Below are 15156 nucleotides of genomic sequence, written 5' to 3' on the forward strand. Positions count from 1 at the left end.
ATTAAATGATGCTCATGTAATACTCCCGCCAGCAACCCTACAATTAATAAGATGGATTACTCTTGATGTCTGAAATTAAATTTGGTGTATTAGGGCAGCATTTTCATTGCCCTGTGAAAGGTGATTTTGAGTATGCGTCTAACGCATTGGTGCTTGTTGATGATAAAGGCGTGATCTCATCAACCCTCACCGAGAAAGATGCCGATTTCCAAGTACAGATCAGCCAATTATCTGCCAATAAGCAACTCATCGAATTAAGCAACAGCCAATATCTAATGCCGGGCATGGTCGACTTACACGTACATGCGCCGCAGTTCCCGCAAGCGGGTAAAGGCCTAGACCTACCACTTTACGACTGGCTACAAGATTACACCTTTCCGCTTGAAGCCAAGTTTGAAGATATGAACTTTGCTAAGAAAATTTACCCAGAGCTAGTGCAATCACTGCTCGCCAATGGCACCACCAGCGCAGTGTATTTTGCCACCATTCACAAGCACACTTCTGTGGAGCTTGCTCGTGAATGCTTAAAGCAGGGTCAGCGCGGCTTTATCGGTAAGGTCAATATGGATGAGGCAAGCCAATGCCCGCCATTTTATATCGAAACCTCAACCAACGATGCCCTAATCGACACCGAAGACTTTATCCAACAAGTCCTGCAACTTGAAGGCAACGAGCAACAATTAGTTTCACCGGTTGTCACACCGCGTTTTGTACCGAGCTGTACCAGCGAGATGCTACAGGGCTTAGGTAAACTTGTACAAAAGTACCAATGCCATGTGCAGACCCACTGCTCTGAAAGCGATTGGGCGCGTGATTACAGCCAAGAGATGTATGGTAAGACTGACGTTGAGATCTATAGCGACTTTGGCCTTATGACCAACAAGACCATTTTAGCGCACTCGATATTCTTAACGCCAAATGATCACAAGGTGATTAAGGCAACCGGTGCCAGTATTGCCCACTGCCCGCTATCAAACATGTACTTTGCCAATGCGGCGATGCAGACCCGTGAAATTCTTGATAACGAGCTTAAGTGCGGTCTAGGTAGTGACTTAGCTGGCGCGCCAATTCCATCTATTTTCCATACTTGCTTAGATGCGGTAAACCACTCGCGGGTTCGTGAAGATGGCACATCGACTTACTTGCCAGCAGATACTCGTGGTGAGAGCGGTTCGCGCATCTCATTCTTAGAGTCTTACTGGATGGCGACTGTGGGCGGCGGACAGGCAATCGATGCCAAAGTCGGTTTGTTCCAAGCAGGATTCGAGTTCGATGCGCTAGTTGTTGATACCAGCGTCACTGACAGCAATATCTTTATCCTAGATGAGATGGACAGCGCTAAAGATAAACTCGAGAAAATCATCACCCTCAATAACCGTCAAAACATCCGCAAGGTATGGGTGAAAGGGCAATTGGTGATAGAGAAGTAAGCCACTTACTTTGTAAATCTAGTCATATAAAAAAGGCTCAGAAGGTAATCCTTCTGAGCCTTTTATTTGTTTATCACTTTTACAAGCTACTCATTTAAGCGAGTAGAATTAATGCCCATCAACAAAGGCAAACTTGATAATAAATAGCAGTGCCACTAGCGCCACACCAGGGTGGATTTCACGCCAGCGATTGGTGCCCGCTTTCAATACGCAGTAAGTAATAAAACCTGCTGCTACGCCTTCGGTGATTGAGAAGGTAAATGGCATCATCACTGCGGTGATAAAGGCTGGAGCCGACTCGGTTAAGTCTTTACCATCAATTTTAGCCAGTTCTGATGACATCAAAATACCGACATAAACCAGCGCGCCAGCAACCGCGTAACCCGGTACCATAGCCGCCAATGGCGAGAAGAAAATCACCAAAACAAACAGTAGACCGGCAACGATTGCGGTTAAACCGGTACGGCCACCCGCAGCGACACCTGCCGAGCTTTCAATGTAAGCCGTTACCGTTGATGTGCCCATGTAAGCGCCAACAACAGAAGTTGCAGAGTCTGTCATCAAGGCTTGTTTCATACGTGGGAAACGGCCGCGCTCATCAGTGAAACCGCACTTTTCAGTGACGCCAATCATGGTGCCAGAACTATCGAAAAGGCTTACTAAGGCAAATGAGAAAATAACGCCCATCAACGCCACATCTAATGAACCTGCAAGATCGAGCTGACCAAAGGTATTAGCGATACTAGGCGGCATAGACACGATGCCAGTGTACTCAATATCCCCCATCAGGGCCGCTATGGCAGTCACAACGGCAATCGAGACCAGCACAGCGGAATGAATACCACGAGAGGCTAGAATTACGATAATAAAGAAACCTAGCGCACCTAAAACACACTGCAGTGAGCTTAAGTCGCCAACGGTGATCATAGTCGCTGGACTTGCGACCACAATGCCGGCATTACTAAAGCCAACCATGGCTATCAGCAAACCGATACCGCTAGGAATACCAATACGTAAACATTTTGGGATATTGGTTAAGATCCAAGAACGGATCCCAAGTAAGGACACAATAGCAAAACAAACTGCGCCCCAAAAAATGGTGCCCATACCGATTTGCCAGCTTACGCCCATCCCCACTACTACAGAGAAGGCAAAAAACGCATTTAGACCCATTGCAGGCGCTAGTGCAATTGGCAGATTGGCAATTAAGCCCATGGCGATACAGCCGATAGCGCTGATCAAACAGGTGACCACAAATACCGCACTGGCATCCATACCAGCAGCCGATAGAATTTGTGGATTCACGAACACGATATACACCATGGTCATGAAGGTGGTAATGCCCGCTATAACTTCGGTAGATACAGTGGTGTTGTGGGCTGATAATTTAAAAAAGCGCTCTAACAACCCACCACTTGCAGGTTGGGCAGAAGCACAAGCTTCTGCAGGCTCTTCATTAGTTGCAGCATGTTGTTTATTGCTTGGCGTACTCATAAATAGATTATTTCCACTTTTAACTTCACTCAACCCGCGTCCCAAACAGCTGTGCAACATCAATATTAAATTTACGACGCACACACTTGATCCCCTGAAAGCATATTTCTGGAGATGACGACTTAATGATTACGGTTTTAACTAACGAGGGGCGCTATTGTAGAGTACTGACAGCTTTACACATGAGTGATTAACATCACATATTGCAGAGTTTTTTAGGAAACGGTCAACATGAATAGACACCAGTCAGGCTAACGATTTTCTCGGCAGCAAAAAAAATTGATAGCGACGATAACGTAACTAATAAGACTTGATGCTAAGCCTTTAGATACAAAGTAGTTATTGAGCTAGAACAGCCTCAATGCTAGTGTCTGCCCAAACTTGTTCACATCCAAGGAAACAAAAATGCTAAAAAAAATCTTGGCCAGTATTGGTATTGGTAAAGCCACTGTCGATACCATATTGCTCGATGATCAATTAAGAGCCGGTGAGTCATTTGCTATTGAAGTTGTGATCAAAGGCGGTGATATCGAGCAGGAGATTAACGGTCTTGAGTTCGCGATTATGGCCGAAGCCAAAGCCGAGCAAAAAGTCGGTGACGATGAAGTCAAATACAACAAGAGTGTGGTGTTACAAAGCTGGAGACCTATGCTCAAGCAGGCGATTCAGCCAGGCGAAACCATCACCCGTCAGTTCAATCTTGATCTACATCCAGAAGCCCCTGCCACGAGTCTATTTGGCCAACGAATCGCTAAGGTCTGGCTGCAAACAGGACTAGATATTAAAAACGGCATCGACGGCTCAGACAAAGACCCCTTGGTGATCGTGCCTTCTTGCACCCAACTTGCAGTATTAGAACTGATTGAAAACAGTGGTTATCGTTTGTTTAAGTCTGATCTCGAAGTGGGCTATGTTCGTGCGCAAGGTTTTGCGTCGCACCTACCTTGCTATCAAGAGTATGAGTTTAAACCACAATCACGCTCATTCTTTGGGGCAAGAGAGTTAGAAGTGACTTTTGTTGATAATGGCGCAGAAACGGGGGTATTGATTGAAATTGATAGAGCCTTCTCTGGTGATGGTTACCACTGCATCTCAATTCCTAATCACTGCAATAATGTAGAGAGTGTTCGTCCTTATATAGAACAACTACTCAATTAAGCTCGTATTCAAACAAATAAATGCCGATAAGTCATACTTATCGGCATTTTATAAACCTACCTCCTGAATTAGCTCAATGTTAACGCTAACAGCGAGCTCTCAAGAAAAGCTCTAGAACTTGTGATCCGTTACCTGCTCAACAAATTCAATGTTCAGCTCGATACCTAACCCAGGTTTATCACTGACGGCTATTGCGCCATCAATAATCTTAGGCTCGTTAAGTGTCAGCTGCTGCGTCAAGGTGCCATTCCAGAAATCCGGATGCAGATACTCTACATATTCAGAGATATGGCAAACGATACCAAAGTGACGCGCCGCCGCCGCAGTTATGCCTGTTTTCCAATTATGGGGCATTAGCTGAGCGTTATGGTGCTCACAAATATCCATGATACGTAGTAGCTCAGTAACACCACCACAACGGTTATAATCAGACTGCACCACCGAAATACCAGTTTTTTCGAGCCACTCTTGCGCTTCAAAACGTGTAGTCGACATCTCGGCGCCACATAACCGAGTGTTAATCGCCGCCGCGAGTTTTTGATGACCAATCAGATCGTCATGTTGCAGGCAGGCTTCGATAAAATACAGGTCAATGTCTTCTAGCTGACGGAAGGTCCAACGAGCTTTCTGCCAATCGGTCCATCGATATAAACAATCAACCATCATGTCCATATCCCAACCAATGACCTCACGCAATTCGCGTAGGTAAGCGACAACCTCTTTATCAGTTACCTTATCATTAGGAATGATGCACACCTTAACGGCCTTAGCACCACGCTCTTTCGCTTTGGCGATTAGCGGTTTGTATGCCTCAACAATATCGCTAAGTGTGGCATCGGCTGCAACAGACGGATACAGGGTAAAGTAAGGCGTCAACTGCGCCTTCTGCGCGCCGCCCATAAGCTTATAGGCAGGCACACCTAGCTGCTTACCGGCAAGATCATATAACGCCATATCAATGCCAGAGATGGCAAATAACCCTAAGCCTCGCATGCCGATCCACTTTGTGGTGTCATACATACGGTTGTAGTTAGCGCGAAACTCTAGCGGATCTCTACCGATCACCGCTTCTTTAATATTATTAAGCCATTTATGCTCGTTCTCAATTTCCGAGAACGCTTTCATACACTCTGGCGGACCATCAGCCTCACCGAGTCCATAAACACCATTTTCATCGGTAACCTTAACGATAACGGTGTTTTCACTCCAGTTAGTCGCGGCCACGTTTACCGGAATAAACTCCACTGAAACAATATTTGCGCCCATCTCGTTATACCTCAACTTTGGCTAATTCGGCATGAGCAGGCTCAGCCTGTTCGGCGTTGGCTTTTACAGCCGGTGTTGCTGTTGATTTGATTAATTCTGGGTGATCTTTTCTAATCCACTTCATCAAACACACCACCATCAAGATATTCAAGAAGATCATCGGTAAACCAACGATAATACACATGGACTTAATCGTGTCGATACTGCCCCCCATAAAGAAGGCTGCCATCGAAACCGCACCGATCCCTAATGCCCAAATCAGTCTTACCGAGACATCCGGATCTGCATCAGCATCCAGTTCCTTGGTGGTCATCATAGAGATGGACACCGCAGCCGACGTCATCGTTGTCGACATCAGGAAGAACTCAACGATAAGAAAAACAATCAAAATGGCCGCACCAAAAGGCAGTGCATTAATCACCTCAATCACGGCCATGGAGACCCCAGCCTCATTCATCCACTCAAGCACAGGCAACGCACCCGTTAACTCACTGAATACCGAGTAACTACCGAAGATAGCGATGAAGAAAGCACAACCTGCCGAACCAAAGAATATCGTGGTCAATACCAACTCTTTAATCGTGCGTCCCTTAGAGATTCGCGCTAAGAAAATGCCCATCATCACAAGGTAAGCAAAATACCAAGCCCAGTAGTACATGGTCCACGCTTGTGGGAAACCTGACTTTTCTACTGGATCACTCCAGAAACTCATGCGGACAAAGTTATCAACCATCACGCTCAAGCTGTCGAAGAAATAAGACAGAATAAACGCGGTTGGACCTGACAATAAGATGAAAATACCTAAGGCAAACGCGGCATACACACACCAGTTAGCAAGCTTAGCAACGCCCTTCTTCATTCCCGCCAACATCACCACGGCATAGAAGACAATAAACAGTGCAATCAAGCCAACTTGAAGCCAGATATCATTAGGTAAACCAGTGACTTTCTCAATACCCGAACCGATAAGGTCAACAGCCAATCCCATAGAGGTAGAGAAGGCGCCCAAGGTACCAAAAATAGCGATAATGTTGATGAAATAGCCTAGCGGACCATTAGCATTCTTCTCACCAATCACATCTTCTAGTAAGTTAGATAGACGTAGGTTACGCTTCTTTTTCTTATGTAGATAGTAAGCGTAAGGCACTGCTGGCAAACAGAAAATAGCCCAACCTATCGGTCCCCAATGGAACAAGGTATAAGTGATAAGCCACTGAGAAGCCTCTGCACTGCCTGCTTCAGCAAACATCGGCGGACTCTGCATATAGTACATGGGCTCACCTACGGCCCAGAAAATCAATGCTGCGCCCACACCCGCGGTAAAGATCATAAATGAATAGGTTGCATAGGTGAACTCAGGGGCATCATTGTCGTCCCCCAGTTTAATATGACCAAAACGGCTAAAGGCAATCCACATCAAAAATACAAGCGCACCAAATCCGGCTAATTGGATAAACCAGCCAATATCATTGGTCACCCACTTCATACCTGCATGCGCGACATTTTTAGAGCTTTCCGGAAAAAATACAGCCAACGCCAAACTTAAAAAAGTAAAGCTGATGGCCGGCCAAAACAGCTTATGATCAAGATTCTTGAAATTCATAGGTAAATTCCACGCTGCTCCTTTGTCTTACATTTAAAGGAACCAGCTTGATGCCGCCTTATGCTGTTAGCATAATCTCTGCGGCGAGTTATATTGGGTTACAGCGCACTACCATTGGCAATCATGGTGGCGCGGATCTCTGCAACATTAAGGTCACGGATGTGACTCTGACTATCGATAGCTTGTATAGCGGCAACACCTGCGGCGTGGCCTAATTCGAAACATTGGGCGGTGACACGCGCCGAAGCTAACGCTTCATGCTCAGCGCTAAGGCAACGACCCGCAACGATAATGTTTTCACCGACTTGAGGGACTAAAGTGGCGAAGGGAATATCGTAGTAATCATTCAATAACCAGTGCAGTTTTGGCTTATCGCCAGAGTGCAACTCAATTGGCCAGGGGGTACGACAGATACCATCTTGCTGTTTGCGGCAGTTAACCACATCGTCATTAGTCAGTGTCTTCACCCCTTTGATAGAGCGCGTCTGACGAATACCGACTTCAACGCCGGTATCAACCACATAGGCATTGTCACAACCCGGCACAAACTTATTAAGGAACTTGGCATAGGCGCGAACTTGGCGACGGCCAAAGACTTCGGCTTCGGTAAAATCAACAGGGTCAATCACATTCAGCACGCGGCCATCTTGGCCAGCTAAACGAGTTGCATTAACCATCAGCTCACCAGGACGCGTGGTCGGGAAGATCCAGATCTTATGGCGTGGTAGCTCCCAGCCTAGCTCGCTATTCGCTTTAAGGATATTCTCGGTTACTTTAGGCGGACAGATAGTATCCATACCGTAGTACTCCAAGTACTGCTCCATATCCACACCCGCAATACGGAAAAACATGGTGGGATTTTGAATGCGGCCTTCATCACCAAAGTAGGTATCGAGTCCTGCGCGGGCAATAACGGCGGCATCACCAGAAGCATCGATGATGATTTTTGCAAGTATGACGCTCTGACCTGCGTTTGACTCAATCACCACACCTTTGAAGGTATCGCCATCCATAATCACTCCGGTCACGGCGGTGTGATATAGAATATTAACGCCAGCGGCCATTAACATGTCATCTGCCACTTCACGCCATACTAAAGGATCATGAGTAACGGTAAATGTCTTGCCATAGCGCTGCGGAGCGGTAACACCATTATTGTCAGCCAATGCTTGACGAAAGCGCTCGGTAAAGCCGAAAACAACTTGCTCTGGCTCAGCGGCTCCATCTTCGGTCGCCATATACATGCCACAAATTGTGCCAGATAAACCCGCTACGGCAGCACCACCACAGAAACCATACTTTTCAATTAAATAGGTACTCTTACCTGCGACTGCTGCCGTTTCAGCTGCAGCAACACCAGCTGGACCGCCGCCAACTACTAATACATCAACCTCAGCAAGAACAGGTAGTTGTGGTACCTGCTCATAACGGTTAATAATCTGCCAATTCTTCATGTTTACTCCAATAGGTGCTGATATGAGTCAGACGAACTCTAATACACACTTGATATGCTTGTGATATTCATCTGATATATCAGTTGTTGAGCGCTAATATATTCCTGTATCATGCAGCGAACAAGTGAAAACCACAAAAGCGTGACCTAGATCGCGAGATTAAAAAGGGAGTGTGACGATGATCATTAATGATGTGGTGAATAAATCTGAGTTTGCTTACGATCAGCTCGAAAAGATGATTACTTTCAGGGAACTCAAGCCAGGTTCCATGGTTAGTGAGAAGCAACTCTCAGAGCAACTCGGTGTTGGCCGAACGCCAGTTCGCGAAGCACTACAACGTTTATCGTACGAGCGAATGGTAGAGATCCATCCTAGGCGCGGGATCCAAATTCCACAGATCTCGTTAGAGAGCCAACTAAAGATCTTAGAAGTACGTAGGGATGTCGAAGCGCTATGTGCTCGCTTTGCTGCAACGCGAGCCTCTGAGTCAGAAAAGATCCGAATGACCAAGCTAGCGAGTCAATTAGAAGATAATGCCGCCAAGCAAGATGATCTCGTCTATGCCCAGCTACTTAAACAGATCCATATCTTGTTAGTACAAGTCTCCAATAATGAATATCTGCAACTGGCGATGGCGCCGCTGCAGGGACTATCGCGTCGTTTCTGGTTCGCCTACAAGAATGAATCTAGCGATCTGGCTGATGCAGCGTACTTACATGCGACCATACTGCGTAAAATTGTTGAAGGCGATCCCGTTGCTGCAGTAGAAGCATCTTATGCGCTCAATGATTACCTCACCAGCATGGCCCGCCGCACGATTAGCTAAAATAAGTACTAACCCAACCATAGTGGAGTCGCCTCAGGCTCCATTACATCTGCTCATCTGAGAATGATTTTCTCAATTTGAAAACGATGAAGGCGAAATGTTTGAGCAGTGGTTACCGGAATCGATGTTAAGCTCAACTGACGTTGGCGATTACCTGCTAGTAGGCTATTCACGTTTATTCTACAAGAAAGGCAATCTGACCTACGGCGAATATTATTACAATATCAGCAAAGGTGAATGGCAGATGCCACAGTCTGTGGTCAACTATAACAAGACCTGCTTTAGCGCCAAATTTGTGGTGGCCTGCTACTGGGGTTAACGGTTACCGCGGCCTATTATAGTAGTGAGTACCTTATCTGTGCATCTGTTCTTGGGGCAATCATGGCGACCGTTTACGGCCTAAGCTTACGTAATGAACGCCGCAACCTAAAAGCGGCAAATCAGGTAATTAAACCTATCATGGATACCCTATATCGGGTTCGCGATGGCAAGCAGCAACTTTTAGCCTTCTTGCAGAAGCTAAGCTAGAGTAAAACTAGCGTTAAGCTAGAAAGCCAGCATCAATTGCTGGCTTTTTCTTCATATCGTGTCGACATAGCTGTAGTAGCTCAGACTTGCTCTTAACTCAAACGGCTTACTCAGGAATGGGTTTCTTTTCGGCTTCTCGCTTTAGTTCATCAGCTTTTTTACGGGCATCATCTTCATACCTGTCGGCATCCTCTTTCGCATCACGCGCATCTTGCTTGGCCTCTTTCATATCTTGGTCAACATCTTTGCGGACATCACCTTCATACCTGTCGGCATCCTCTCTCACATCACGCTTATCTTGCTTGGCCTCTCGCATATCTTGGTCAACATCTTTGCGGGCATCACCTTCATACCTGTCAGCATCCTCTCTCGCATCACGCGCATCCTTCTGAGCCTCTTTCATATCCCTGTCCGCAGCTGTACGAGCCTCACGGTCATACTTTTCAGCATCCTTTCTAGCATCTCGGATATCTTTGGCGGCCTGTTTCTCTTCTTTTTGCAGTGTTTTATCTAGCTCTTGCGACCTCTTATTTAATTCCTTTTTGACTTGCTTTTCAGCTTTTTGCGGTGGCTCAGCCACTGCACTTGGCGCAAGCACAAACGAGGTCAATACAAACAATGCACTCACTAGTTGTGTGGCTTTCATCTTCAAACTCCTTTTTAGCTTAATTAAATCTTCTACAGCTCTCACTACAGCACTTTAAGCTGTAACTACAAAAGAGCGAAATTGAATCATTCAAGTATAGCCAAAATTTCAGCGTTATTAACTTTATCCATCAGAAGTAAGGGGTTAATAGGCTTAGATTTGTAGCAAGCTATTCATAAAAAATAATTAATGTAAAAACGCAACAGTTTTCTAGATATGGGATATCTAAAACATAAATAAGTGTGGCAGTATATTCCGCCACAAAGGCATAACCATATAAATAAACCAATAAAAATAAAAACTTAGTAACAAATTGGTGTTTTTTCTATAACGCCCTTATCCATTTTGCTAGGAGTAATATGAATACAGTTTATACAATCGGCGAGCTCGAATCGTTTCTAGTAGCGATTCTAGTGCTATTTATTGGCCACACGGTCAATCGTTATATTCCAATCTTAAAAAAATATAATATCCCCGAACCCATTGTGGGCGGTTTACTGGTAGCAGCATTAATCACTATATTGCACTTCAGCAATATTACCGTGGCATTTAACCTATCGATGCAAAATACCTTGATGTTGATGTTCTTCAGCACCGTAGGCTTAGCAGCGAACTACAAGCTACTACTCAAGGGAGGCAGTAAGGTATTTCTATTCCTTGGTGTCGCATCCTTATTTATTGTGATTCAAAACATCGTCGGTGTAAGCCTAGCTAATCTGTTGGGTCTAGAGTCCTTTATGGGCCTAATCGCAGGCTCTATCACTCTCTCTGGTGGCCATGGTACTGGCGCGGCTTGGGCTGATACTTTCCAGACCGAGTATGGCATTAATACGCTAGAATTTGCCATGGCAGCGGCAACATTTGGTTTGGTGATGGGCGGTATTATTGGTGGCCCAGTTGCACAACGCCTTATTAATAAAAATAACCTAGTGTCGTCATACGGTATTGGTGGCAATCATCATAAAGACCATCCAGACCTAGTTACCTATGACCAACTAGAAGAGGACAGAGTTACCGCTAAAAGCGTACTAGAAGTCTTATTTATTATGCTGTTATGTGTAGCTGGAGCCAAATGGACCACTATGCTTATCGAAGTGGTCGGTGCTAGTTGGCTTAAAATGCCGGAGTTTGTTTACGCACTATTTATTGGTGTGATCATCACTAACCTTACCGAGATTTCTCGCGGCTATAAGATCAACAGTGAATGCGTCGATGTACTTGGCTCAGTTTCCTTAGCGTTATTCCTATCGATGGCGCTAATGAACCTAAAGCTATGGGAAATCTTTGATCTTGCCATACCACTACTTATCATCCTCGTGGTGCAGACCGCGGTACTTGCGTTGTTTGCCTACTTTGTGACATTTAGGATAATGGGCAGTAACTATGACGCAGCGGTTATGGCCGGTGGTCACTGTGGTTTTGGCCTTGGCGCTACCCCAACTGCGGTTATGAACATGGGCGCACTGGTATCGAGAACGGGTCCATCGCCACAGGCCTTCATGGTGGTACCCATTGTTGGTGCCTTCTTCGTCGATATCGTCAACGCGGTGATCCTAAAAGGCTTTATGATTTTTGTTGGTTAGCCTCCAATAAAAGCCAACATCAGTTAGCCCCATAAAAAAAGCCAGCGATTAACGCTGGCTTTTTAGTCTTAGCTTTAAAAGAAGGGGCTAGGTTCTAGGTCGCTTCGCTTCTAGCGACGGGTTCCGCCCTGCTAGGAAGAGCAAAAGCTTACAAGCAGAACTGCTCTCTTCTCGGATTTTAACTGGCTTTCCCATCTTTGCTTCAACCTGCTATTTCAAGTGGCTGCGAGCTTAAGATTTTATGATATGTAAAAAAAGATTAATGCAAATCAGCTCATTATTACATCTTCAGAGATATCGCTAGCCTAAAAAAGTGTGGCAGTATAAGTCACCCATAGACAATAGTTATTCACTTTAATCGAATAAATAACTCTAATTAAGCTGTTCATACAACTTCGAATAACACCTGTTCTATTCTACTAGGAGTCATATGGATACCGTTTATACAATCGGCGAACTAGAGTCGTTTTTAGTGGCAATTCTGGTGCTGTTCATTGGCCACACGGTCAATCGTCATGTCCCGCTGTTAAAGAAATATAATATCCCCGAACCCATAGTCGGTGGCTTAATCATTGCCACCCTGCTCACTGTTTTGCACTTCAACCATATCACCTTAACATTTAGCCTGCCGATGCAAGATACCTTAATGCTGATGTTTTTCAGTACCGTAGGTTTAGCTGCAAATTATAAATTATTGCTCAAGGGCGGCAGTTAAGGTATTTCTATTTTTAGCCGTTGCCTCACTGTTTATTATTATCCAAAATGTTGTAGGGATCAGCATGGCCACCGCTTTTGGGCTTGAGCCGTTTATGGGCTTGGTTGCAGGTTCAATTACACTCACAGGAGGGCATGGCACGGGTGCGGCATGGGCTGATACTTTCTTCAGTGAGTACGGCATCAATACGCTTGAACTTGCCATGGCTGCGGCCACGTTTGGTCTAGTTATGGGCGGCATTATCGGCGGACCAGTGGCGCAAAGGCTGATCAACAAGAACAACTTGGTCTCTTCATACGGGATCGGCGGCAACCATCACACCGAGCATCCAGAGCTCGTCACCTTTGATCAGCTTGAAGAGGACAGAGTCACCGCTAAGAGTATATTAGAGGTCTTGTTTATCTTGCTCTTATGTGTGGCTGGCGCCAAATGGGTCAGTATCTTAGTCGCAACACTCGACGTTAGCTGGTTAAAGATGCCAGCTTTTGTCTATGCACTTTTTATCGGTGTACTTATCACCAACATCACAGAGGTCTCTCGCGGCTATAAGATAAATAACGAGTGCGTTGATGTATTAGGCTCGGTTTCTTTGGCGCTGTTCCTAGCGATGGCTTTGATGAACTTAAAATTGTGGGAAACCTTCGACCTCGCGATACCACTACTGCTTATCTTGCTGGTACAAACTGTGGTAATGGCTTTGTTTGCCTACTTTGTAACATTCCGCTTAATGGGCAGTAACTATGATGCAGCAGTGATGGCTGGTGGTCATTGCGGTTTTGCTTTAGGGTCGACACCTACGGCGGTGATGAGCATGAGCGCACTGGTATCGAGAACGGGGCCGTCACCACAAGCTTTTATGGTAGTCCCCATTGTAGGCGCCTTCTTCGTGGATATTGTCAACGCATTGTTTCTAAAAGGCTTTATGATTTTTGTTGGCTAGCCTTTAATAAAAGCCAACATCAGTTAGCCCCATAAAAAAAGCCAGCGATTAACGCTGGCTTTTTAGTCTTTGCTTTATAAAGAAGGGGCTAGGCTCTAGGGCGCTTCGCTTCGATGGCGGGCTTCGCCCTGCTAGGAAGAGCAAAAGCATGACGGGCTAAAGCTCGACCTACAACAAACAGCACTCACCCTGCTTTTCCTATCTCAGCTTTCATCGTCTTTGCTGTTTACCTTTCCTAGAACCTGCTTTTCCTAGAACCTAGAACCTAGAACCTTCTTTGCTTTAACCTGCATTTCCGTCCCAGCTTGTTCGGCCTTTGCTTGCACCGCCTTAGCCTCACGCCGAGAAAGTTTGATATACACAAAAAGCGACGACAATATAAAGAGGCCACCAATAAGCTTCTGTGGTTCGATGGTTTCCCCAAGCATGTAAACACTCAGGAACATGGTCCAAACAGGCTCTAAGATCATCAGCAGCGCCGCAGTTTCCATGCTCACCTTATACTGCCCCATAGTCTGTAATAGATAACGTACTGAGGTGGCGATTAGGGTCGAAATGGCAAACCAGATAATCAGATTGCTGGAAAAGCCTATGGTGTGTGGCTGAGTGAACGCGGCATACATCAGACCCACTAAGCCAACAACAAATAGCTGCAAGCAGATAGAAACCAGCGGCTTTAAATTGCCACTAATGCGTTTGTTCATCACAAAATGCACCGAAAGCAGTGCCGATGCTAGCAAAAACAGTAACTGGCTCGCTTCCATCCGCCAGCCGTTAGTTAGGCTCAATAGCATCATGCCAGTAATACTCACTGGCAACGCAATCCAAAAGGCGCGATTGGGTTTGACTTGAAACAGTAGCCACGCGGTTAGCGGCGCGATAATCATCGCAAGGCTCATGATAAACGCCCCCTCAGACAAGCTGTCACTAATGGATACCGCATAGATCCAAACTTGCAGTGCCAGTCCAAGAAAAACACCGACACCACAGGCCGATAACACCTGCTTCATACTGAGTTTCAGTAGGCTTTTATAGCAAAAAGGCAGCAATACCAGGCTCGCCAATAGAAAGCGTGAGCCAATAAAAAGCTCTCCTGGCATAGATTGCACCACAATTTTTGAAGCAACCCAGCCCACTGCAGCCAACAGGGTGGCGATAAATAGATACAAGACTCCGCGCATCAATAGCACTCTTTAATAGCGGCATATAGCCAATTAGAAAATAGGGACAGTTTGCATAGCCTCGATGAAAGGCGAATAAAATCATCGCGCTAAAAACAAAATAGCAATCCCATCTACATAGGATTGCTATTAAAAGTTTAATGACTGATTTTAATGCAGAACATGCACCTAAAGCTACAAACTATAGTCACAGCGTTCAGAAATGAATAAGTATCATAGGCGGTTGTAAACAAATGTTGAATGTAATGTAAGTAGCAAGTTACTATCCCACCTAATCAAAAACTGCATCGCGCCTTAACCAGCATTAAATAAACAGCCAAACAATTATAATA

Annotated in this window: 12 protein-coding genes and 1 pseudogene; 7 read left to right on the forward strand and 6 right to left on the reverse strand. The window is 45.5% G+C overall.

Annotated features, from left to right (window positions below; translation table 11 throughout):
* The first annotated feature begins 65 nt into the window (after positions 1-65).
* Positions 66-1430 (forward strand): guanine deaminase, encoded by a 1365-nt coding sequence (gene guaD, locus SHAL_RS17175; protein WP_012278382.1) that lies wholly within the window; start codon positions 66-68, stop codon positions 1428-1430.
* Between the two features lie 108 nt (positions 1431-1538).
* Here the strand turns inward: guaD and SHAL_RS17180 are convergent, their stop codons facing one another.
* Complete coding sequence (locus SHAL_RS17180) at positions 1539-2837, reverse strand: NCS2 family permease (RefSeq protein WP_190273651.1); 1299 nt, start codon at positions 2835-2837, stop codon at positions 1539-1541.
* Between the two features lie 492 nt (positions 2838-3329).
* On the opposite strand from SHAL_RS17180, the gene SHAL_RS17185 reads away from it, so the two are divergent.
* Positions 3330-4082, forward strand: coding sequence for a sporulation protein (locus tag SHAL_RS17185; protein ID WP_012278384.1), 753 nt, complete (start codon positions 3330-3332; stop codon positions 4080-4082).
* A 111-nt stretch (positions 4083-4193) separates the two neighbouring features.
* Here SHAL_RS17185 and SHAL_RS17190 read toward each other — a convergent pair whose 3' ends face one another.
* The 3 genes from SHAL_RS17190 to SHAL_RS17200 all read right to left on the reverse strand — a co-directional run bounded on the left by SHAL_RS17190 (position 4194) and on the right by SHAL_RS17200 (position 8405).
* The gene (locus tag SHAL_RS17190; protein ID WP_012278385.1) at positions 4194-5348 is read right to left on the reverse strand and encodes a mandelate racemase/muconate lactonizing enzyme family protein; all 1155 of its coding nucleotides are present in this window, start codon (positions 5346-5348) and stop codon (positions 4194-4196) included.
* Positions 5349-5352: 4 nt separating this feature from the next.
* The gene (locus SHAL_RS17195) at positions 5353-6951 is read right to left on the reverse strand and encodes a BCCT family transporter (RefSeq protein WP_012278386.1); all 1599 of its coding nucleotides are present in this window, start codon (positions 6949-6951) and stop codon (positions 5353-5355) included.
* Between the two features lie 98 nt (positions 6952-7049).
* On the reverse strand, positions 7050-8405 hold the full coding sequence (locus SHAL_RS17200; RefSeq protein WP_012278387.1) for an FAD-dependent oxidoreductase: 1356 nt from the start codon (positions 8403-8405) through the stop codon (positions 7050-7052).
* A gap of 178 nt (positions 8406-8583) precedes the next feature.
* On the opposite strand from SHAL_RS17200, the gene SHAL_RS17205 reads away from it, so the two are divergent.
* The 3 genes from SHAL_RS17205 (at position 8584) to SHAL_RS23310 (ending at position 9759) form a co-directional block, all read left to right on the forward strand.
* A complete protein-coding gene (locus SHAL_RS17205) occupies positions 8584-9231 on the forward strand; it encodes a GntR family transcriptional regulator (RefSeq protein ID WP_012278388.1) in 648 nt (215 codons plus the stop codon).
* Positions 9232-9328: 97 nt separating this feature from the next.
* A complete protein-coding gene (locus SHAL_RS17210; protein WP_041416084.1) occupies positions 9329-9550 on the forward strand; it encodes a hypothetical protein in 222 nt (73 codons plus the stop codon).
* Positions 9551-9612: 62 nt separating this feature from the next.
* A complete protein-coding gene (locus tag SHAL_RS23310) occupies positions 9613-9759 on the forward strand; it encodes a hypothetical protein (RefSeq protein ID WP_190273610.1) in 147 nt (48 codons plus the stop codon).
* Positions 9760-9865: 106 nt separating this feature from the next.
* On the opposite strand, the gene SHAL_RS17215 is transcribed toward SHAL_RS23310, so the two are convergent.
* Positions 9866-10405 carry a hypothetical protein gene (locus SHAL_RS17215; RefSeq protein ID WP_012278389.1) on the reverse strand — a complete coding sequence of 180 codons (540 nt, stop codon included), beginning with the start codon at positions 10403-10405 and terminating at the stop codon, positions 9866-9868.
* Between the two features lie 359 nt (positions 10406-10764).
* Here SHAL_RS17215 and gltS (SHAL_RS17220) point away from each other — a divergent pair, with 359 nt between their 5' ends.
* Both gltS (SHAL_RS17220) and gltS (SHAL_RS17225) read left to right on the forward strand, forming a co-directional pair.
* The gene (gene gltS, locus SHAL_RS17220) at positions 10765-11988 is read left to right on the forward strand and encodes a sodium/glutamate symporter (protein WP_012278390.1); all 1224 of its coding nucleotides are present in this window, start codon (positions 10765-10767) and stop codon (positions 11986-11988) included.
* A 430-nt stretch (positions 11989-12418) separates the two neighbouring features.
* Positions 12419-13643: pseudogene (gene gltS / locus SHAL_RS17225) on the forward strand (sodium/glutamate symporter).
* A gap of 251 nt (positions 13644-13894) precedes the next feature.
* On the opposite strand, the gene SHAL_RS17230 reads toward gltS (SHAL_RS17225), so the two are convergent.
* Positions 13895-14824, reverse strand: a complete 930-nt coding sequence (locus tag SHAL_RS17230) for a DMT family transporter (RefSeq protein ID WP_012278391.1) — start codon at positions 14822-14824, stop codon at positions 13895-13897.
* Positions 14825-15156: the final 332 nt, after the last annotated feature.

It is taken from the genome of Shewanella halifaxensis HAW-EB4 (assembly GCF_000019185.1).
GTDB classification, from domain to species: Bacteria; Pseudomonadota; Gammaproteobacteria; order Enterobacterales; family Shewanellaceae; genus Shewanella; species Shewanella halifaxensis.

Excerpts from the sequence above, each read along its gene's own strand:
- SHAL_RS17205 (WP_012278388.1), top strand. The coding sequence starts at position 8,584 with ATGATCATTAATGATGTGGTGAATAAATCTGAGTTTGCTTACGATCAG.
- SHAL_RS17200 (WP_012278387.1), bottom strand. The coding sequence starts at position 8,405 with ATGAAGAATTGGCAGATTATTAACCGTTATGAGCAGGTACCACAACTA.
- SHAL_RS23310 (WP_190273610.1), top strand. The coding sequence starts at position 9,613 with ATGGCGACCGTTTACGGCCTAAGCTTACGTAATGAACGCCGCAACCTA.
- SHAL_RS17230 (WP_012278391.1), bottom strand. The coding sequence starts at position 14,824 with ATGCGCGGAGTCTTGTATCTATTTATCGCCACCCTGTTGGCTGCAGTG.
- SHAL_RS17185 (WP_012278384.1), top strand. The coding sequence starts at position 3,330 with ATGCTAAAAAAAATCTTGGCCAGTATTGGTATTGGTAAAGCCACTGTC.
- guaD (WP_012278382.1), top strand. The coding sequence starts at position 66 with ATGTCTGAAATTAAATTTGGTGTATTAGGGCAGCATTTTCATTGCCCT.
- SHAL_RS17195 (WP_012278386.1), bottom strand. The coding sequence starts at position 6,951 with ATGAATTTCAAGAATCTTGATCATAAGCTGTTTTGGCCGGCCATCAGC.
- gltS (WP_012278390.1), top strand. The coding sequence starts at position 10,765 with ATGAATACAGTTTATACAATCGGCGAGCTCGAATCGTTTCTAGTAGCG.
- SHAL_RS17215 (WP_012278389.1), bottom strand. The coding sequence starts at position 10,405 with ATGAAAGCCACACAACTAGTGAGTGCATTGTTTGTATTGACCTCGTTT.
- SHAL_RS17190 (WP_012278385.1), bottom strand. The coding sequence starts at position 5,348 with ATGGGCGCAAATATTGTTTCAGTGGAGTTTATTCCGGTAAACGTGGCC.
- SHAL_RS17210 (WP_041416084.1), top strand. The coding sequence starts at position 9,329 with ATGTTTGAGCAGTGGTTACCGGAATCGATGTTAAGCTCAACTGACGTT.